General features: G+C 35.6%; 20 protein-coding genes. 16 read left to right on the top strand and 4 right to left on the bottom strand.

The features are described from left to right. Positions 1-44: 44 nt before the first annotated feature. From MV589_RS01145 to MV589_RS01120, 6 genes are read left to right on the top strand one after another with little or no spacing between them, the layout of a single operon-like run. Positions 45-1,292 carry a TolC family protein gene (locus MV589_RS01145; RefSeq protein WP_297431250.1) on the top strand — a complete coding sequence of 416 codons (1,248 nt, stop codon included), beginning with the start codon at positions 45-47 and terminating at the stop codon, positions 1,290-1,292. Beyond that, positions 1,292-2,431 (top strand): efflux RND transporter periplasmic adaptor subunit, encoded by a 1,140-nt coding sequence (locus MV589_RS01140; RefSeq protein WP_297431249.1) that lies wholly within the window; start codon positions 1,292-1,294, stop codon positions 2,429-2,431. Before MV589_RS01145 ends, MV589_RS01140 begins: the two co-directional genes overlap by 1 nt. Further along, positions 2,431-3,576 carry an ABC transporter permease gene (locus MV589_RS01135; protein ID WP_297431247.1) on the top strand — a complete coding sequence of 382 codons (1,146 nt, stop codon included), beginning with the start codon at positions 2,431-2,433 and terminating at the stop codon, positions 3,574-3,576. The genes MV589_RS01140 and MV589_RS01135 overlap by 1 nt, the downstream gene beginning before the upstream one ends. Positions 3,577-3,578: 2 nt before the next feature. Then, a complete protein-coding gene (locus MV589_RS01130; protein WP_297431245.1) occupies positions 3,579-4,292 on the top strand; it encodes an ABC transporter ATP-binding protein in 714 nt (237 codons plus the stop codon). A 13-nt stretch (positions 4,293-4,305) separates the two neighbouring features. Continuing rightward, positions 4,306-5,088 carry a chromate transporter gene (locus MV589_RS01125; protein ID WP_297431243.1) on the top strand — a complete coding sequence of 261 codons (783 nt, stop codon included), beginning with the start codon at positions 4,306-4,308 and terminating at the stop codon, positions 5,086-5,088. Then, positions 5,006-5,425: a chromate transporter gene (locus MV589_RS01120; RefSeq protein ID WP_297431241.1), complete on the top strand. Its 420-nt coding sequence runs from the start codon at positions 5,006-5,008 to the stop codon at positions 5,423-5,425. Before MV589_RS01125 ends, MV589_RS01120 begins: the two co-directional genes overlap by 83 nt. 5 nt (positions 5,426-5,430) lie before the next feature. Here MV589_RS01120 and MV589_RS01115 read toward each other — a convergent pair whose 3' ends face one another. Continuing rightward, positions 5,431-5,808, bottom strand: a complete 378-nt coding sequence (locus tag MV589_RS01115; RefSeq protein WP_297431239.1) for a helix-turn-helix domain-containing protein — start codon at positions 5,806-5,808, stop codon at positions 5,431-5,433. Positions 5,809-5,810: 2 nt separating this feature from the next. Then, positions 5,811-6,104: a type II toxin-antitoxin system HigB family toxin gene (locus tag MV589_RS01110; RefSeq protein ID WP_297431237.1), complete on the bottom strand. Its 294-nt coding sequence runs from the start codon at positions 6,102-6,104 to the stop codon at positions 5,811-5,813. Between the two features lie 152 nt (positions 6,105-6,256). Between MV589_RS01110 and MV589_RS01105 the strand changes: the two genes are divergently transcribed. The 3 genes from MV589_RS01105 to MV589_RS01095 all read left to right on the top strand — a co-directional run bounded on the left by MV589_RS01105 (position 6,257) and on the right by MV589_RS01095 (position 9,904). Further along, entirely contained in the window at positions 6,257-7,147 is an 891-nt protein-coding gene (locus MV589_RS01105) for a cation diffusion facilitator family transporter (protein WP_297431235.1), read from the top strand. A gap of 64 nt (positions 7,148-7,211) precedes the next feature. Then, entirely contained in the window at positions 7,212-8,366 is a 1,155-nt protein-coding gene (locus MV589_RS01100; RefSeq protein ID WP_297431233.1) for an HlyD family secretion protein, read from the top strand. Further along, the gene (locus MV589_RS01095; protein ID WP_297431231.1) at positions 8,363-9,904 is read left to right on the top strand and encodes a DHA2 family efflux MFS transporter permease subunit; all 1,542 of its coding nucleotides are present in this window, start codon (positions 8,363-8,365) and stop codon (positions 9,902-9,904) included. The genes MV589_RS01100 and MV589_RS01095 overlap by 4 nt, the downstream gene beginning before the upstream one ends. Here MV589_RS01095 and MV589_RS01090 read toward each other — a convergent pair. Together MV589_RS01090 and MV589_RS01085 are read right to left on the bottom strand one after the other, a co-directional pair. Then, on the bottom strand, positions 9,893-11,791 hold the full coding sequence (locus MV589_RS01090) for a DNA-methyltransferase (RefSeq protein WP_297431229.1): 1,899 nt from the start codon (positions 11,789-11,791) through the stop codon (positions 9,893-9,895). The two genes, MV589_RS01095 and MV589_RS01090, sit on opposite strands and share 12 nt — an antisense overlap. After that, positions 11,781-14,537: a DEAD/DEAH box helicase family protein gene (locus tag MV589_RS01085; protein ID WP_297431228.1), complete on the bottom strand. Its 2,757-nt coding sequence runs from the start codon at positions 14,535-14,537 to the stop codon at positions 11,781-11,783. The genes MV589_RS01090 and MV589_RS01085 overlap by 11 nt, the downstream gene beginning before the upstream one ends. A 144-nt stretch (positions 14,538-14,681) precedes the next feature. Here MV589_RS01085 and MV589_RS01080 point away from each other — a divergent pair, with 144 nt between their 5' ends. From MV589_RS01080 to MV589_RS01050, 7 genes are all read left to right on the top strand, one after another. Further along, positions 14,682-15,083, top strand: a complete 402-nt coding sequence (locus MV589_RS01080) for a rhodanese-like domain-containing protein (RefSeq protein ID WP_297431226.1) — start codon at positions 14,682-14,684, stop codon at positions 15,081-15,083. Further along, positions 15,083-15,445 carry a rhodanese-like domain-containing protein gene (locus tag MV589_RS01075; RefSeq protein WP_297431224.1) on the top strand — a complete coding sequence of 121 codons (363 nt, stop codon included), beginning with the start codon at positions 15,083-15,085 and terminating at the stop codon, positions 15,443-15,445. The genes MV589_RS01080 and MV589_RS01075 overlap by 1 nt, the downstream gene beginning before the upstream one ends. 3 nt (positions 15,446-15,448) lie before the next feature. Then, positions 15,449-16,201, top strand: a complete 753-nt coding sequence (locus MV589_RS01070; RefSeq protein WP_297431222.1) for a sulfite exporter TauE/SafE family protein — start codon at positions 15,449-15,451, stop codon at positions 16,199-16,201. Between the two features lies 1 nt (position 16,202). Beyond that, positions 16,203-16,448, top strand: a complete 246-nt coding sequence (locus MV589_RS01065) for a hypothetical protein (RefSeq protein ID WP_297431220.1) — start codon at positions 16,203-16,205, stop codon at positions 16,446-16,448. Next, positions 16,445-17,755, top strand: a complete 1,311-nt coding sequence (locus tag MV589_RS01060) for an alginate export family protein (protein WP_297431218.1) — start codon at positions 16,445-16,447, stop codon at positions 17,753-17,755. Before MV589_RS01065 ends, MV589_RS01060 begins: the two co-directional genes overlap by 4 nt. Positions 17,756-17,793: 38 nt before the next feature. After that, on the top strand, positions 17,794-18,366 hold the full coding sequence (locus MV589_RS01055; protein ID WP_297431216.1) for a DedA family protein: 573 nt from the start codon (positions 17,794-17,796) through the stop codon (positions 18,364-18,366). A gap of 9 nt (positions 18,367-18,375) precedes the next feature. Beyond that, positions 18,376-19,066: pyruvate kinase (locus MV589_RS01050; RefSeq protein WP_297431214.1), on the top strand; the 691-nt coding region annotated here is incomplete at its 3' end.

The raw sequence follows: 19,066 nt of genomic DNA, 5'->3' as shown, positions 1-19,066 counted from the left end.
ACTTATGAGACAATACAACATAAAAATATCTCATAAGGTTTATAATGAAAAAAATATTTCTCTCCTCTTTGTTACTTTTTTCTATGCTAAACGCAGAGACACTTACACTTCGGGAGTCTATTGACACTACGTTGCAAAACTATCCTGATGTGAAGTCTCTGCAGATGAAAATGAAGCAGTCAAAGCTTTCTCACCGCTCAGCTACGGCTGATTATCTGCCACAAGTTAATTTAAATGGGCAATACAATGTCACACAGACCTATGTTTTACCTGTAAATGGTACTTTTCACACACTAGATGACACAGGCTGGAATGTAGGAGTAAATTTAAAACAGAAGTTATGGGACTTTGGTAAAACTACCTCTAAAATAGCCTCAAGTCAAAAAGATGAAGACATTTCCAAACTCTCTTTAATGGATTTCAAAGCACTCCTAGCTTACAAAGTCAAATCTTTTTACAAGCTTATGGTCGTAGAGCGTGAGGCTCTCAATGTCCGAAAAAAAGATTTAGAGGCTAAAAAAGCCTACTATGCACAAGCCGAAGCTCTAGTAAAACAGGGGCTTAAAACCACAGCAGATGCAAGCCGTTTTCTCTCCGCTGTTTATAACGCAGAAGATAATCTTGCCATTGCTCAGGCGAGTTTTGATAAAGCACGCAACTCACTTTCACTCTATATGGACAGAAAAATCGATGAAAATGTCACGCTTGAAAACGCAGTTTTACAAGAGAGTTTCAATACTGATGCAAATGTAGAAAAAGAGGTACTTGCCTCAAACTACACACTTAAAATTGACAACAAAAACATTGAGAAAAATATCTTACTGCATAAATCAGCAAAAGCAGAACATTACGGCTCTATTGATGCCATAGCATCTTACAACCACTTTGACACGCTCAACACTTATGATGCCACAACGGCGGGAGTTGTCGTAAACATTCCACTCTACAGCGGTGGAAGAGTCTCAGCAGAAGCACAAAAAGTAGAAATATCTGCACAGATTAGCAAAGAGCAAAAACGCTCACGCGAACTTGCCTTAAAAGAAGAACTAAGCAACTTACTACTTGACATTACGCGATACAACAAAACAATCAGCGCAAAAAAAGCACAGCTTGATTCTGCACAAGAGACAAAAAAAGTGCTTGATGGACGCTACAAAGAGGGTCTTGCAACCTACATCGAAGTGCTAGATGCTACCTCACAGGTACTAAATGCAAAACTGGGACTACTCGAAGCCTACTATTCACGCGCACTTAGCATTGACAGAATCCAATATCTTAAAGGAAAAATATAATGAACAACTATCTTAAATACGCTCTTATCGCTCTTGCCCTGCTTGTCGGCGGAGCAATTTTTTACAACAAAGTTTACATTCCAAAAAGTACTTATACAACACTCTCTCCCAAAAAAGGAGATATGAAACTGCAGACGTTTGGCATAGGAAATGTTGGAGCAAAAGAGATTTACAACATCACAGCACTCACTGCTTCAAAAATCAAAGCACTCCATACAGATGAAGGAAAGTGGGTAAAAAAAGGAGAACTTCTTGTAGAGATGGATGCTGTTGATTTGCCAGAACTTGTAGCAGAAGCGAAGATTTCAGTCAAAAAAGCAAAGATGGAGGTTACAGCCACGCGTAAAGACCTTGACGCACTCTATGCACAAAAAAATTTAGCACTTGTAACCTACAACCGTTACAAAAAATTAAAAATCCAGTCATTCGCTTCTCAGTCAGAGTATGACAAAGCAAAAGCAGACCTTGATGCAATAAAAGCACAAATTGCTGCTACAAAAGCACATATAAACTCAGCACTACAAGAGGTAAAACGCTCACAAACAAGTGTAAAAGCACTTGAAGTGAAACTCTCACGCTATAAAATCTATGCGCCTGTTGATGGTTATGTCATTGCAAAAGAGGCAGAAGTAGCGCAGAGTGTTGTACCTACACAGAGTATATTTAAGATTGTAGATCCTAAAGATGTTTGGATTCGTACTTACATCGATGAGCGTATTAGTGGAAACATCAAAGTAGGACAACACGCTCATATTACACTCCGCTCTCAAGCTGGGAAAAAATTTGCAGGTATTGTAAAACGCATCGTGGCAGAGAGTGACGCGGTAACACAGGAGAGAGAAGTAGATGTTGCGTTTGAGAAGTTACCGATTCCATTTTACATCAATGAACAAGCAGAGGTGCTCATACATACCAAAACTCTTCAAAATGTTGTGACAGTTCCTACAAAAGTGATAGTTCACAAAAATGATAAAAGCGGTGTTTGGATAGCTCAAAACAGCAAAGCGCACTTTCAAAAAGTCAAAGTGCTTGGCATCAGTGGCAAAACAGTAGCCGTGAAAAACCTTGCTACAAACGCAGTCATACTTGTGCCGGCAAAAAACAAAAAGCCTCTCTTTGAGGGTTCAAGAGTTCACTAATGATAAACTTAGCACAAAAAGAGATAAAACATACTCTTGGAAAATTCATCGTAACCGCCGCAGGTGTGGGGATGCTTCTTGGCATTGTTATGATTATGATGGGTGTTTATAGAGGTATGATCATCGATGCACAAGTTTTACTTGATGATTTAGATGTCGATTTATGGGTCGTTCAGGAAAATACACTTGGACCCTTTGCCGAGGCATCACGAGTACATGAAGATTTAAAAGACACCATTCATGTCATACAAGGAGTAAAAAGTTCAGAGGGCATTACCTTTCAAAACCTCCAACTCCCTTTAAAAAATGAGATGGTACGTGTTTTTGCAGTTGGTTTTAACCCTTTTGGAGATATTGACCCCATCAATCCAAGCAAACTCATAGCAGGACGAAGGCTTAAACGCAGTCATTACGAAATGGTAGTAACAGATAAAACAGGCTTTAAACTAGGCGATAAAATTCCTTTAGGTAGAGATATTTACACCGTTGTAGGTGTCACACACGGTACAGTATCTTCTGGTGGAGACCCTTTAGTGTACATTTCACTCAAAGATGCGCAGGAGTTGCAGTTTCTCTACTCTAATGCACGCATAAGAAATGATAGAGCAAGAGGCATAAAAGGTGTAAACTCACATATGGTAAACGCAATCGTTGCCCGTGTGCAGAGTGGTTATGATGTAAACGCAGTTGCGCAAGATATAAGACGATGGAAGCATAATTCTGTCTATACAGCAGAGCAAGAGAAGACAATTTTAACTAAAAATCTTATAAAAATGGCATCAAAGCAGATAGGAATGTTTACTGTTATACTTGTCATTGTTTCTACCATTATCATCGCGCTTATCATCTACACAATGACGCTTGAAAAGATGAAAGAGATAGCGATTATGAAGCTTATAGGGATTCCAAACTCGATGATCATTAAAATGATAGTGCAAGAGACGGTACTCATGGGTGTGCTTGCTTTTATAGCAGGAAATATTTTTGCTCATCTCATCTACTCGAAATTTCCAAAAAGAGTTGTGCTTGAAACCCCTGATGCTTTTGGACTTTTTATAGTCATCATCATAGCATCTATTTTAGCCTCTTTTGTGGGTGTGAAAAAAGTAATATCAGCCGATCCGGCAGAGGCAATAGGAGGATGAGCATGAGTCAACAAGCAATAAAAATAGAAAATCTCGTTAAAAATTTCGGTAAAGGTGACAGCCTTGTAGAGGTCATTAATGGAGCCTCTTTTGAAGTCAATAAAGGTGAACTCGTCGCCCTTGTAGCCCCTAGTGGTGCAGGAAAAACAACACTTCTTATGATGATAGGTTGTGTGGAAGAGCCGACAAGTGGAAGCATTTGGCTAGGAGATGAAAAAGTTTATGAAAACAAATGGCTTACAAAAGAGACACGCAAGATTCGACGTGAAAAAATAGGTTTTATCTTCCAAGCACACTACCTCATCCCCTTTTTAAATATCATCGAAAATGTTACGCTTCTACCACAAACAAACGGTCTCTCAAAAGAGGAGAGTGAGAAAATAGCGATGGAACTTTTGGAGTATTTTGACATTGGCGACAAAGCAAATGCAATGCCCTCTTCTCTCTCAGGTGGACAAAACCAACGCGCTGCCATCGCAAGAGCATTGGCAAACAAACCTGAAATAATCTTAGCAGATGAACCTACAGCAGCCCTTGACATCAAACGCTCCGTAGATGTTGTAAAAATGCTTAAAAAAATAGCCACAGACCAAGATGTAGCCGTCATAATGGTCACCCACGATGAAGCGATGTTACCACTTTGTGATAGAATACTTAAAATTGAAGATAAAAAAGTGGTCTCAAGTGAAGTGCCAAAAGAGACGCATATTTTATAAATAAAGGAACACTATGTCTCATGAAGAGTCCAGCGTAAAAGTCACTCCCTCTTTTTTTGAACTGACATGGGCTTTTTTCATCATAGGTCTTACAGCCTACAGTGTAGCGATGCTCCAACAGCTCAAAACACTTGTCGTTGGGCGTAAGTGGCTTACACAAAAAGAGATGGATGAGGGGCTAGCTATGGTGCAGCTCTATCCTGGTCCTATTATGTTCAACCTTGCTACATACTCTGCCTATCGCATCAAGGGGTTTTGGGGTGCTTTAATAGCGACATTTTTGTTTATACTCCCCTCCTACCTTTTAATGGTACTGCTCTCTTGGCTCTATTTCAACTATGGAAATGTTACTTGGGTACATCCTCTTTTTATTGCACTTGAAGCTATGGTTGTGGGTATCATCATCCATATATCTCTTGATTTTGCAAATCGTTACATTGATGGAGGAAAAACAGCTTTTATCTCTGGACTTGCGTTTATACTGTTACTCTATAAAATCAATGCCTTTTGGGTTATCATCTTTGCTGTTGTCTTTGGTCTTCTGTTTTTCTGGAAAGATCCCATGAAGGTAAATACAAACGAGCAGACACAAAAGTTAGATATTCCCGGTAAATGGCAGTGGCGTTTGACAGCCATCATAGTAAGTGGTTCTATTTTCATTGCATTCGCCGCTCTTGCAGCAAGAAGCGGTCATATCACACCATTAGCTAAGTATGAAACAATTTGCCGACGGCATTGCTTTTGGGCAGATTACTCCCGGTCCATTTCTCATTACAGCGACATTCATCGGGTATAAAGTGGCTGGACTTATGGGAAGTCTGCTTGCAACCATTGGGATGTTCTACCCTTCATTTTTTTATACAATCATAATGTCGGAAATTTATGCCAAAATCAAAGATTATCTCTTTATTCGCAGAGGATTAAAAGGAATTTTAGCTGCGTTTACAGGGATGCTCTTTTTCGTTGTACTCTCCATGGGAAAAGTAACTCTTCACTCTCCTGCAGCTTATATCTGGGCAGTTGGAGCACTCATCGCAGTGCGCTACTACAACCTCAACATTCTTTGGATATTTTTATCGGGCATTGCTCTTGAACTCGGGTTATTTTTTATGGGTATTTCAATTTTAGGCTGACATATTTATGCAACTTTTCTATTTTTATCAGACAATAGTACCTCAAACGACAAATGAAGTGCTTGAGCTAAATTCACAACCATATTAAGAGATAGTGATATTTTTCTATTTAAAAGTTCTGAGACTTTAGAAGCACTTCCTACATATGGCACTAAATCTTTTTGTTTTAAATCCATCTCTTGCATTCTTATCTTTATCGCTTCAATAGGATCAGGTGCTTCAATATGGTAATGTTTTTCTTCGTATTTCTCTATAAGTAGTACCAAAATCTCTAACTCGTCACTAAGTGGAGTATTAAGAGCTGGGTTTATTTCCATTAGCTCATCTACTCTTTTAAGTGCATTATCATAGTCTTGTTCTGTTTTGATAGGTTTAATATTCATCGTTATACCTCCTGCGCATTTATTTTGTCATATTGGCTATGTGTGCCTATAAATTTCACTCTAACAAATTTTCTTAAATAATCTATATGAACTATCAGTCTATACTCATTACCTTTTATATTGAAAACAACTCGATTATCAGCTAAAAAGGAAGCACTTGCATATACCCTCTTGATGTCATCAGGTGTATTATAAATAGCTTTTTTAGTATCTGCATACCACACTTCTAATGCTGTCTTAGAATTTGGGTATTTCTTATAAAATTCAACTATAGTTCTCTTACTAATCACATTCATACTGTATTGTACTATAAAATTCCTAAAAAAGGAAGTTTGAATATACAATAAAATAGATATATAGAAAGAAGAGGAGTTTATCTTCAGTAAAAATTAAAACTAGAAAAGCTATAATTAACCAATTAGTTAGTTAATTATATTAGGAGAAAATTATGAGTGAACACCATCACCACGATGTAAGCGGTAAAAATCTTTTTATTACCATTGTTTTAAATGTCATTATCACACTCTCACAAATTGTGGGAGGAATATTTTCAGGCTCACTTGCACTGCTAAGTGATGCAATGCACAACTTTAGTGATGTACTTGCACTTGTCATTGCCTATGTAGCCAACAGACTCGCAGCACAACCAAATAATGAGTCAAAAACATTTGGATACAAACGAGCAGAGATACTTGCAGCACTTTTTAACGCTTCTGTGCTGATCGGAATTGCTATCTTTCTTATCATCGAAGCATTTCACAAGTTTTACCATCCAGAGGTGGTTAATTCTATTTGGGTCATTGGTCTTGGTACACTTAGCATCGTTCTAAACGCAGCGAGTGTACTGCTCATCAAAGATGATGCACACGGCAATATGAACATGAAAGCAGCCTATCTACATCTACTTACTGATGTTATGACAAGTGTCGCAGTTGTCGGTGGTGGGCTCTTAATGTATTACTTCGGCATCTTTTGGGTCGATCCACTCATCTCTATGCTTATTGCTCTGTATCTGATTTGGGCATCCTTTGGACTTGTAAAAGAGAGTAGTGCCATCTTGATGCAGTTTACGCCAGAGGGTATTGATGTAGAAGAGGTAGTCAAATCTATAGAAGAGGAAAAAGAGATAAAAGATGTCCACCATATTCACATTTGGAAACTTAATGACCATCAAATAAACCTCGAAGCACATCTTGATTTCAATGAAGATATAAGCCTCTCGGAATCAAACAGAGTCATAGATAAATTAGAGAAAAAACTTCATGATACTTTTGATGTAGAGCACACCACTTTTCAGTGTGAATATGGGAGAGAAGATTCCAAAAATGTAATAGCATAAATATGATTTATGCTATTATTCGATAATTTATATTGATTTATCATCTTATGCTAAAGGCACAGCATTGTCACAAACAAAACACTCCTCACAAAAAAGCCACAAACGCAATAATATACTCTTCTTACTCATTTTTCTATTTATTGCAAGTGGCGTAGCTTACGCTTTTTACTACTACCTTTATGCACAATATTATGAATCTACAGATGATGCTTATGTCTCTCAAAATATCATCTATGTAACACCACAAACATCAGGAGTGGTGAAGCAGATTTTTGTTCATAAAACGCAGTATGTAACAAAAGGGCAACTTCTTGGACGACTTGATACAAGAGATGCAAATCTCTCATTTGAACAAGCAAAATCTACGCTGGCACAGACAGTTCGTAAAATAAAGGCACTCCATATTCAAGCAAAAGAGAGTAAGTTTAATGTAGCACTTGCTACACTTAAAATGCAAAAAGCAGAAGCTGATTTTAAACGCAATCAGGTCTTAGAAAAGCATCATGCAATTGCTATCAATAAGTTTGAACATTTAGAGTATGCCTACAAAGAAGCAAGGCAAAATCTACAGATTATGCGTCAAAAACACAAGGCAATCCAAGCCCTTATTAAAGATGTCAATATCTCAAAAAATCCACAAGTTCAAAATGCTATTTTAGCACTCAAACGCAGCTATCTCAATCTCAAACGATGCAATATTTATGCTCCCCACAGTGGTATTGTCACGAAAAAGAATTTTAGCATAGGTGAAAATGTTTCCCTCCAAACAACCCTCTTGGCGATTATTCCCACGAATGGATTTTGGGTAGATGCAAACTTCAAAGAGACACAACTTCGCCATATAAAAGTAGATCAAAATGTAAAACTTTACTCTGATTTGTATGGAAAAAATGTTGTCTATCATGGCAAAGTCGTTGGAATATCAGCAGGAACCGGAGCTGTTTTTTCACTTCTGCCTCCACAAAATGCCACAGGAAACTGGATTAAAATTGTACAGCGTATTCCTATTCGCATCGCATTAAATGCAAAAGAGCTTCAAAAGTATCCACTTCATGTAGGAAATTCAATGGTCGCTACGATAGATATACATAAACAAAATACAGCTCCACTTTCAAAGAAAAAAATTACTAAAAATAAAAATCTATCGACACTGCTTTATAAAAATGCTATGCAAGAAGCAACAGCCATGGCTCATGAAATTATAAGGAAAAATATTTGAGTAAGGAGGAGACTCTCAGCTCTTTTTCAACACTACAACTAACAATTGCTACCTTAGCACTTGCGCTTGCTACATTTATGCAGGTGCTTGATACTACCATAGCCAATGTCTCCATCCCTGCCATTGCAGGGGATTTAGGAGTAACTCCCGATCAAGGAACATGGGTCATCACTGCGTTTGCAGCAGCTAATGCCATCTTTATGCCCCTTACGGGATGGTTAGCAAAACGCTTTGGAGAGGTACATCTTTTTGTACTCTCTACCTTTTTGTTTTCTCTTGTCTCTTGGCTATGTGAACTCGCACCTGATTACAATCTGCTCATAGTCGCAAGAGTTTTGCAGGGAATTGTAGCAGCTCCTATGATGTCACTCTCTCAAAGTCTTCTGCTCTCAATCTATCCAAAACACAAACAGGGTCTTGCTCTTGCTTTTTGGGCAATGACTGCTACTGTTGGACCTATTGTCGGACCCCTTCTTGGTGGCTACATTACAGATAATTTTTCATGGTCATGGATTTTTTACATCAATATTCCCATAGGCTTTCTGAGTGCATTTATTGTTTGGAATATGCTAAAAAATCGTGAAACAACCATCTTAAAACTACCAATAGATTTTACAGGTTTAGCCCTGCTCATCGTTGGTGTCGCCAGCTTACAAATTATGCTCGATAAAGGAAATAATCTTGACTGGTTCAACTCTCCAACCATCATTATCTTAGCCATTACTGCAGTAGTAACACTCTCCATCTTCATAGTATGGGAGATTTTTGATGAACATCCTGTTGTTGATTTAACACTCTTTACAAACCGTAACTTCTCTGTAGGAACCATCGCCATAAGTCTAGGCTACACCATCTTTTTAGGTGGTGGTGTTATCTTTCCTCTATGGTTGCAAACGCAGCTAGGCTACTCTGCTTTTTGGGCTGGATTTGCCTCTGCCGGTGTAGGCGTATTTGCCTTTTTACTCTCTCCTATTGTCGGCAGTAACCTCCATCGCTTAAATCTACGCGTACTTGTGAGCATCAGTTTTATTATTTTTGCCGCAAGTTACTACTGGATGGCACAGTTTACCGTCAATATTACGCTTATGGATGCCTTTTTACCTCGACTTCTTATGGGTGCAGGAATGGCGATGTTTTTTGTTCCTCTTACAAGTATCATCATCTCTGAAATCGCCATTACCCGTGTTGCTTCTGCTATGGGGCTTGTAAACTTTCTTAGAATTTTAGGTGGGAGTTTTGGGACTTCCATCGCTACAACAATGTGGGAGAGACAAGGCGATATTCACCACGCAGTTTATAGCGAAAATATTACAAGATTTTCTCACGCTACGCAAGAGTTTATGGACTCTTTGCATCATATTGGCATCCCTGCCCTGCCTGCCATCAACCACATCATAGAGCAACAAGCCGCAACAAGAGCAAATGATGATATTTTACTTATTTCAAGCTACATTAGCATTGCACTTATTCTTTTAATTTGGTTTGCAAAACCACCATTTATGTCTAAAAAACCAAAAATAGTTATTTTAGAAGAGTAAGTTTTGTACTATTTCATCTCCTGCAATATTTCTTATTTTTAATCTTTTAGGTTTTGTGTTACTACTTATTTTTGCATTCCAAAACTCTTTTGTTTTAGTTCCATTTATGGAAACAAATCCATTTTTATCTATTTTTATCTCACTATCACTTTGCCACACTCCACTCTCATTTGTGCAATCTAAGCTAAGGTACTCTATAAGTTCAAGTCCATCTTCACTTATAGATATATGATTTGCATTTGATTTTAGTGCTTGTTTTGAGTTATATTCACCAATCTTTTGTTTTAATCTATCGCTATAAAATGAGTTTATCTCTACTTCATAAAAAAGCCCATCTTCTTTTAGATTAAACTCCACCTTATCATCAACTATTACAAAATCTAAAACTTGTTTTAAATCTCTTAGTTCAATCTCTATAAGTGTCTGGTTATTCTCTTTTATAAACTTTTTAATCTCAGCTAAATCAACTATATCTACAAAATAGACAATAACTTTTTTCACTTCACCATTAAAATTATCAAAATTGTATATCTCTTTATTTACAATCTCATTTATAGCAACAATATCTAGCACTTTTTTTGTACTATCTCTTAAATCTGGCACAAAAACAGGCATAGTTCCATATTTAGAATTTACAATGGTTCCAAACCAAAAAGAGTTTATGCCTTCTGGTTTTTGAGTGTTAAGTCCATCTATCAAAGAGGCTAATTTGTCCATAGTCTGAATAGGGTTTCTAAAGAGATTTAATCCATCTTGCACCTCTAAGATTTTAAAATCAGCTTTTGCCTCAACAAGTCTATCACGAACTGTTTGAATGGAGTTTATACCAATATCACAATGGATAAATCTTCTATCTAAATCATTTGCTACTTTTGCAGTTACACCACTACCACCAAAGAAATCGGCTACTATCATTCCTTCGTTTGATGAAGCTTTTATAATTCGTTCAAGTAAGGCTTCTGGTTTTTGAGTAGCATAATCTAATCGTTCTGTAGCAACAGGATTAATAAATGGTATTTGCCAAACATCACTAAGAGGCTTTCCTTTTGATTCTGCATAATGTACTTGATATTTTCCTGAATTAATTAATTCAATTACCTTAGGTTTTGATTTATCATATACGACTAAGCCATTACTTCCAAAACCACCTCCAATTAAATAACCTTTTTCATATTTATCTTTTAAATTTTTAGTAATTTCTTTTTGTTCATTAAAAATATTTTTTTCATTCTTTTTATACATATATATAACATCATGATTTTTTTGTAATGAATTACTACTTGAAGTCCATTTTTCATAATGCCATATAATTTCTTCTGTAAAATTCTCTTCCCCAAACACCTCATCCATCAAAATTTTCACATAATGCCCAATGTGCCAATCAAGATGAACATAGATAGATGCAGTATCACTCATAACCTCTTTTATAGCCATAAGATTTTCATACATCCAGTTTAAGTAGTCCTCTTTAGACCAAATATCGCCATACATCTTCTCTTCAAATGCTACAAGCTCATCCATCTCCATTTTTTCTTCGGCTTTTTTAATCTTTTGTGCAAGTTTAGGATTTTTTCGGATATAAACCTTTTTAGCATAATCAGCCCCACTAGCAAATGGTGGGTCAATGTAAACTAAATCTATTTTGATATTTTTCTCTTTTAAATAAGCACAAGCAGATAAACACTCTCCTCTTATGACTAGATTTTCACTCTCTTTACCTACTTGTTCAAGCTCATTTAGTTCATAGTAGGGTATTCCTCGTAAAATTCTTTCATGTACTTTATTGTTATCTTTGTAGCTAAGAAGCCTTTGACTTCTTGTTATGTTATTTAGTATAGCTTGACCTTTTACAGGTACTTTATCGTAAGGTATGTATCTAATTGGCATTGAAAAATCCTTCTATTTTTTCATTTAATTTCATTAAATTTTCATCTAAAGTTATGCTATCTTCAAGATATAAAAAGTCAAATTTTTTATATCCAAAGGCTTCATTATTTTTAGTAATAAACTCACTTGTTACAAACTCTTTTTTAAGCTTAAAACTCTCATCATTTGCAAAGCCTTCACCTTTTGTTTCAAGTATAAGTATTTTTTTTATTTGATTTTCTCTGTCTCTTTGTATGATTAAAAAGTCTGTTGTATATCGACCTATATATCTAAAACTATTTTTTAATTTTTTATAACACTCTATTACAAACTCTGTTAAACCTCTCTCACCATTATAATATGCCTCTAAATTACCTTTTTGAAAAGAGTTAAGAGAGAAAATTTGTTCTAAAATATCTTTTTCAAATCCACTCTGTCTAAAATCATAAGGAAGATAGTGAAACGATCTGTCTCTATTTTTTGTAGCGACTGCTAAATTTTCTTGTGCAATTTCTACTATGGCTTCATATTTTTTTTCTTGCGTAAGTTCTATAATTTTAGCCCGTTTTTCAGTCTCAAATTCATCTACAAAATTTGGATTTTTATCGGCTTGGAGTATCTGCTTTAGAGCTGTTGTTGATGGATAGAGCTTTTTGTTTGGTTCTACATCTTTTAGATTATCTACTATTAAAAGTTCAGCACTCTGTTTTATCTCCTCTTCTTTAGAGTTCAACTCCCTTTTTATGCTAAAACTAAGAGCTATATCATTGTAAATTTTATCTAAATCATCTATTTTATTATAGATGACTTTTAACTCTTTTTCATAACTCTTTGTCTCTATTTGCATAAAACTATTTTTCTCTATGGCAAACAGAAAATCTTTAAAACTTATCTTATGATGCTCTTTATTTATAACTTCTCTACTCTCATGTAAATTTTTAAAATCACCACTTTTAATAGTTACAATATCATCTTTATATATCTCGATATTTTTAACAATAGCTTTTAATTTTTTCTTTGTATTTGCCTCTTTTTCACTATTTATTGTAGTGTATTTTATGCGTAATTGATAAAAGTCAATCTTTGGAAGTTTTAAAACATTAATCCTTGAAACTCTTTTTATAGGCTTGTTTAATGATGTTCTATTTAAACTATTTATCTCTTCTATGGAGCTATTTTGCTCCTTTTTAAGTTGCTCATTTAAAATTTTTGCATTACTATCATTAAGCCAAATAAGTGCTGTGTTAGCATTATCATCTACTTCTCTAAGACATCTACAAGATGTTTGAAGTACCATATTTTTCGGACTATCTCCAGTTCCACTTAAAACTACACTTGTTAAACTTCTACAATCCCACCCCTCTTTACCAACCTGCACTAACAAAATATATCTTTTTTGACTTGCAGGCAAATCTAAACTTTTAAACTCAAGTTCAGCACTAGCATCAATTTTATACTCTCTGTTTCCTTTATGAAATTTTAATATTTCATCTTTTGGAATTTTAAGTTTTGAAACTAAATGTGGGTAAACAATCTCCTCTAAATCTTTGATGTTACTACAATATATAGCACACTTTGCTATTGTTCCATCTTCATAAACTTTTGTTTTATATAAAGAGTTAAAATCCTCTACAGCTTGTGTTAAAATCTCCTCTTTTTCTAATTTTGCACTCTTCACCGTTGGCAGTTTTAAAAACTTTTCAATGGCTTTTGTAAGGGGATAATAATAGACTGTATTTGTAATATGAGAAAACCTAAAAAAATCATCTTCATTGATGTAAATTTTTTCAGCACTTTTAAGATATGGCGTTCCACTAAAACCTAAAACAGTAGTTATGTTGTTCTGTTCATTCCACCATGAAACCACTTGTCTTAATTTTATATCATCACTTGCCGCATGATGTACTTCATCTATTAAAATAGACATATTTGGAACAAGAGAGAGTTTTTGTTTAAGCTCATTTTCTACTATCTCATCATCTTCAAAAAGTCCTTTTGCTTTAGAATTAAGTATGACTTTTTCTGCATTTACTACAAAAATTTGACCAAAGGGATTTGGCAATATACTATTTACTTTAGAGGCATTTGGATTGACTGCAAGATTTGATTTTTTAGCAGTTTTAGGAACATCAAGTATATCAAACTTTAATAACTTTTTTATTTTTTTTGCTTGAGTTTCAGGTAATACCCAGCTACCATCAAAATCTTCTATACTTTTTAAAGATGGAGCGATGGAATTTTTAAGTCCCGATGGAATAAGAATTAAAAAATTATGAGCAAAATTTTTATTTTCTGGTTCGGTTAACGCAAAGTATAAATCAAGATAGATAAATGAAGCCATTAAGTAGGTTTTTCCAGCACCCATAGGTAGAGAGAGAAGATAATCACTATAATTTACATTATAAAATATTTTTTTAATTATCTCTTCATAGTTTAAAACTCTATTTTCATCAATAGCTTTTGCTAAAGTTGGTAACTCTTTTTTAGCAAAATGGTAAAGTGCTAATTTTGCTGTACCATCATTTTTTAATATATAATTTTCATATCCATCAAGAGTATCAAAATCTATAAAAAAACCTTCACTAAAGAGTTGCCATAGAGGTTTATTCTCACCTTTTATTTTTAGAAAAAGATATATCTCAATAGCCTCAATTTGAGTATCTCGAAGTTTTCCTCTATTTTTAATATAATCAATAAGCTCTTTAATAGTGCAATCACTAGAGTTTATCCATATATCTTTTTTAATTCTTATATTTTTATTTATCATATACATTACCAAAGTTTTTTCTTATATTATCTAATTATATATTGATTTCTGATTATAAATAATTTTTCTATTAAGTTCATTTTTAAGAAATATTTTACTTTTTAAATAGTACAATTAACTAATCAGTTAGTTAAAGGAAAGAAGATGAAAGATATACCAATAGATTTCGATAGATATTTAAAAGGTTTTGATTACCAAGAGCGTCAAGATATGAAGATACAGATGCCTGAACTCTTTGAGCTCTACGCAAAAGGTGAAGCACAGGTGATAGACATTCGTTTTAACGAAGAGTATGAAGCGTGGCATGTTGGTTTTGGAGACCACATTCCACTCAATGAACTTCCAGATAGACTTGATGAAATAGATAAAAGTAAAACAATTGTCACTATGTGTCCACACTATGACAGATCAGAAATTGCACGCCTTTTTTTAAAACTCAAAGGTTACAATGCTCGCTACTTAAATGATGGAATGTTAAAAGTTGTTGACTATCTTCGAGGGGATAAAGCACGAGATTATATGAAAAAACTTCAAGGAGCAAAATAATGCAAGCGTTTATAAAAAATGTAATTCCAAGTGAAATGAATAATATGCGTATAGAGATTGATGAGTTTATAGAGCTCTATAATGAAGGGAAATGTGAACTCGTTGATGTTCGTGTACCAATGGAGACAAAGGTTTGGCAAGTGAACTTTGGGCTTAAAATTCCTGCAAATGAAATGCCTGAGCGACTTGAGGAACTACCAAAAGATAAGCTTATTGTTGTGGCTTGTCCAAAATCAGACCGCTCAAATATGGCACGAATGTGGTTAGCGACACAAGGTTTTGAGGTGAAATATTTGAGTGGCGGGTTACTTGGACTAATGGAACACCTAAAAGGTGGCAAAGCAAAAACAATAAAGATATAAAAGATGAGTCCTGAACTTATACATTATGCCATCTACTTCTTTTTAACGCTAAGTCTTTCTACCCTTTTTTCAATGGGTGGGGTTGGCTCTGCCATTGGTCTTGTGCCCATCTTTTCGATGATGGGAATGCCCATAAATTTGGCAAAGGCCATCGGGCTTTTCATAAACTCTGCTTCAACAATCACAGCTTCATTTATGAACTTTTTTCGTGGAGTTTTAGATATAAAATTTGCTATTCCACTTATAATTTCAATTATGATTGCAACACCTATTGGTGCGTGGATGAGCCAGTATGTACAAAAAGAGGTTGTTGAGTGGATACTTGTAGCATTTTTACTTGTAAGTGCCATACTTCTACTCTTTAGTAACCGTGAACAAAAAGTTGTTTATGATAAAGCTTGGGTGCTCTATGTCATCGGTGCAGTTGTTGGGCTTATCTCTGGAACTATTGGAGTAGGTGGTGGTTCACTCATAATGCCGCTACTTATTTTACTCGGATTTGATGCGAAAAAAGCGGCTTATGCCATTAGTTTTGTCATCCCATTTTCAACGCTTGGAGCATTTGCAACCTATCTTTCATTTGTAGATATGGATTGGATACTACTTGGCGTCGTGACCGTAGCAGCCATCATCGGCGGTTATATTGGTGACTTTATTATGCACTATCGTTTAACACCGCAGCAGGTTAAAAAACTTATTGCCGTAGTTTTATTGTTACTCTCGGCTAAAATGATTTATAAACTTTTAGGATTATAATATGATACATATAATGAAAAAAATTGCAGACTGGATTGTTGAAAATGAAAAAAAAGAAGCAGCAGATTGTTCAATTCCTGATACTGTCATAGATGAGTGGCTTCAAACTATTGAAGAGCGTAAAAAACGGATGATAGAAAATAAGAAAACTGATACACAACAGTATGAAATGCTTCAAGATTTAGATGAACGTGTCAAAGAAATAGAAGCCATCCGTAACAAAAAGTGCCACACTCAAGCTCAATGAAAAAAGCGGTATTTATAGCTTTATCACTATTGGCATTTAGCTCTCTTTTTGCTGAAAGTTTATCACCTACTGGCGGTGTGAGAGAGCGATTTGAATCTTTAGATGGGATGAATAAAAAGGCATATGGGGATGATCCACCACTCATTGGTCGCCCTGATGACACCCTTCTTGTAAGTAGGCTAAAACTCGGCTTTATTTACAAACAGACACCTGACATTATCTATACAGCTGTGGGCTACTTTGCAAGTGTCTATGGTTGGTCATTGGATTATAATGACTTTAAAAAAGTGAGTGGCAATGAAAGCTACTGGATGGATCCGCAAGAAGATTTTGACTTTGCAGCACTTAATGTAAAAGTAAAAAATTTAGCAAATGTCAGTGGACTCTCTTTACAACTTGGACGAGAATCTAACAGATACGGAGACAAAAGAGTTTTAGGGCCTGGTAGCTGGGGTAACTCTTATGGCTGGCTTTGGGATCTTGCCAAGTTCTCTTACAGGTTTGATGGTAATTTCATAGATACCTTTTACGGTCAAACTAAAGACAAAGACAAAAACCGTCTCTCACTCTTTAGAAAACATGTTTATGAAGGTGCAGGAATCTACACGCACTTTAAAACGGACAATAAAGGAGCAGTTGAGCCCTTTGTTATTTACAAAAAAGGTCTTTATAACGGCGAAGGAAATGGTCAGAATACCCAAGAGAACTACACATATGGATTACGAGCCTACGATAATGATTTGCATAGTTTCAATTACGACTTCACCTATGCTAAAGCTAATGGAACGATTAAAGAGAAAAAATATGATGCTTATGGGTATGTCGCAAAAATAGGCTATAGATTTAAAAACATAACACTTAAACCTAACATTGTTGTTGGACGAATTTATGCAAGCGGAGATGATAACCCTCACGACAATACAGTCAAAACATTTCGTACCCCTTTTGGAGGAACAGATGGTTCACTCTATGGGCGTATGGATATTATGAAATGGAGCAATCTTATTGAAAAAGTTGTAGAGCTGCATCTTGTGCCACAAAAAAATATGCAACTTAAACTCTCTTACCATGACTTCTCACTTGCCGATGCAAATGATGCGTGGAGCTACTATAAAAAATACAACATCAATGGCAATCACGAAAGTAAACTTGGTGATGAATATGACCTCGAGTATAAATGGCACTACAATAAAGCACTGGAGTATCAAGTAATTTATGCCTATTTTAATGCAGGAGCATTTGTTACAAAAAATGTTGCTGACAATAATGCGCAGCGATTGTTTTTACAAGTTGCATACAATTTCTAAAAAAGAAGTATAATCTCACAAACAAAAAAGGATTTTATATGGAACATCTTTTAAGTGAAATCACACCCCTTGTGAGCACATATGGACTCTGGATTATCTTTTTCGGAATGATGGTTGAAGGAACTTCAATGATTATCGCTACGGGAATTCTCTGTTATCTTGGTATGCTCTCCTTCCCTTCGGCTTTTTTTATTGCCATTCTTGGCGCAGTTGCAGGCGATCAGTTATGGTACTTTCTTGGACAAAGATATGCCCTTAAACTCTTAAATTATTTTCCTTCATTCAAGCCACGTGTAGAAAAGCTTGAAGATTCAGTACAACATAAAGGAGCACTACTTGCTTTTAGTGGGCGCTTTATCTACAGTGGTGCTATTCTTTTTCCGATGACTTTAGGCATTTACAAATACGACCATAAAACATTTACTATTTTCGACACACTTGGTGTCGTGCTTTGGAGTTTTCTAGGTATTTCTCTGGGCTATGTTTTAGGAACAAGCGCAGAGCTACTCTTTGGAAAACTTGAAAAAGTATGGCATTTTATACTTATTCTAGCACTTATTATCTTCATTGCATGGGTAATAAAAAAGTACCTGCTTATTAAAAAGCATTAGGAGAAACAGATGAAAAAAAGAACAAAAATAGTAGCCACCATCGGTCCTGCGTCTGACTCCCAAGAGAGTATAGAGAAGCTGATATATGCCGGTGTGAATGTTTTTCGTCTGAACTTTAGTCACGGTACACATGAGTACCACTCCAAAATTCTCGCGCACATACGCGCTGCTATACAAAAAACAGGACTCATTACCGGTATTTTACAAGATATAAGCGGTCCAAAAGTACGTATTGGAGAGCTTAAAAAAGAGTTCTTTCTCAAAATCGGCGACATTTTAGAGTTTGTCAAAGAGGAGATCATTGGAACGCAGATAGATGAAAATACATACAAGCTTACCCTCAACCAAAAACAGATACTCGACAAACTCAAAGTCTCAGAGTATATCTACCTCTATGATGGTCTTATCCGCTCAAAAGTCATAGAAGTAGCCCCAGACAAAGTTAGAGTCGTTGTTCAAAATGATGGCATACTCAGTTCTAAAAAAGGAATCAATTTTCCAAACACAAAACTTGGACTCGATGTTCTAACAAAAAAAGACAAAGAAGATATGCTCTGGGGTATTCAAAACGAGGTAGATTTTATGGCAATCTCATTTGTGCAAAACGCAGACGATATGAAAAATGCCCGCGCCATCGTAGAAAAAGAGGGTGCAAGCATAGAACTTTTTGCCAAAATAGAGAAGTTCGATGCTGTTGAGA

The organism is Sulfurimonas sp. (assembly GCF_026991475.1).
Lineage (GTDB): Bacteria > Campylobacterota > Campylobacteria > Campylobacterales > Sulfurimonadaceae > Sulfurimonas.
The sequence above is the reverse complement of the archived record's forward strand: the minus strand, read 5'-3'. Positions and strand labels throughout refer to the sequence as shown.

What these genes read in the sequence shown, in the direction of transcription:
- MV589_RS01145 (WP_297431250.1), top strand. Translation starts at nt 45, where the DNA reads ATGAAAAAAATATTTCTCTCCTCTTTGTTACTTTTTTCTATGCTAAAC.
- MV589_RS01140 (WP_297431249.1), top strand. Translation starts at nt 1,292, where the DNA reads ATGAACAACTATCTTAAATACGCTCTTATCGCTCTTGCCCTGCTTGTC.
- MV589_RS01135 (WP_297431247.1), top strand. Translation starts at nt 2,431, where the DNA reads ATGATAAACTTAGCACAAAAAGAGATAAAACATACTCTTGGAAAATTC.
- MV589_RS01130 (WP_297431245.1), top strand. Translation starts at nt 3,579, where the DNA reads ATGAGTCAACAAGCAATAAAAATAGAAAATCTCGTTAAAAATTTCGGT.
- MV589_RS01125 (WP_297431243.1), top strand. Translation starts at nt 4,306, where the DNA reads ATGTCTCATGAAGAGTCCAGCGTAAAAGTCACTCCCTCTTTTTTTGAA.
- MV589_RS01120 (WP_297431241.1), top strand. Translation starts at nt 5,006, where the DNA reads ATGAAACAATTTGCCGACGGCATTGCTTTTGGGCAGATTACTCCCGGT.
- MV589_RS01115 (WP_297431239.1), bottom strand. Translation starts at nt 5,808, where the DNA reads ATGAATATTAAACCTATCAAAACAGAACAAGACTATGATAATGCACTT.
- MV589_RS01110 (WP_297431237.1), bottom strand. Translation starts at nt 6,104, where the DNA reads ATGAATGTGATTAGTAAGAGAACTATAGTTGAATTTTATAAGAAATAC.
- MV589_RS01105 (WP_297431235.1), top strand. Translation starts at nt 6,257, where the DNA reads ATGAGTGAACACCATCACCACGATGTAAGCGGTAAAAATCTTTTTATT.
- MV589_RS01090 (WP_297431229.1), bottom strand. Translation starts at nt 11,791, where the DNA reads ATGCCAATTAGATACATACCTTACGATAAAGTACCTGTAAAAGGTCAA.
- MV589_RS01085 (WP_297431228.1), bottom strand. Translation starts at nt 14,537, where the DNA reads ATGATAAATAAAAATATAAGAATTAAAAAAGATATATGGATAAACTCT.
- MV589_RS01080 (WP_297431226.1), top strand. Translation starts at nt 14,682, where the DNA reads ATGAAAGATATACCAATAGATTTCGATAGATATTTAAAAGGTTTTGAT.
- MV589_RS01075 (WP_297431224.1), top strand. Translation starts at nt 15,083, where the DNA reads ATGCAAGCGTTTATAAAAAATGTAATTCCAAGTGAAATGAATAATATG.
- MV589_RS01070 (WP_297431222.1), top strand. Translation starts at nt 15,449, where the DNA reads ATGAGTCCTGAACTTATACATTATGCCATCTACTTCTTTTTAACGCTA.
- MV589_RS01065 (WP_297431220.1), top strand. Translation starts at nt 16,203, where the DNA reads ATGATACATATAATGAAAAAAATTGCAGACTGGATTGTTGAAAATGAA.
- MV589_RS01060 (WP_297431218.1), top strand. Translation starts at nt 16,445, where the DNA reads ATGAAAAAAGCGGTATTTATAGCTTTATCACTATTGGCATTTAGCTCT.
- MV589_RS01055 (WP_297431216.1), top strand. Translation starts at nt 17,794, where the DNA reads ATGGAACATCTTTTAAGTGAAATCACACCCCTTGTGAGCACATATGGA.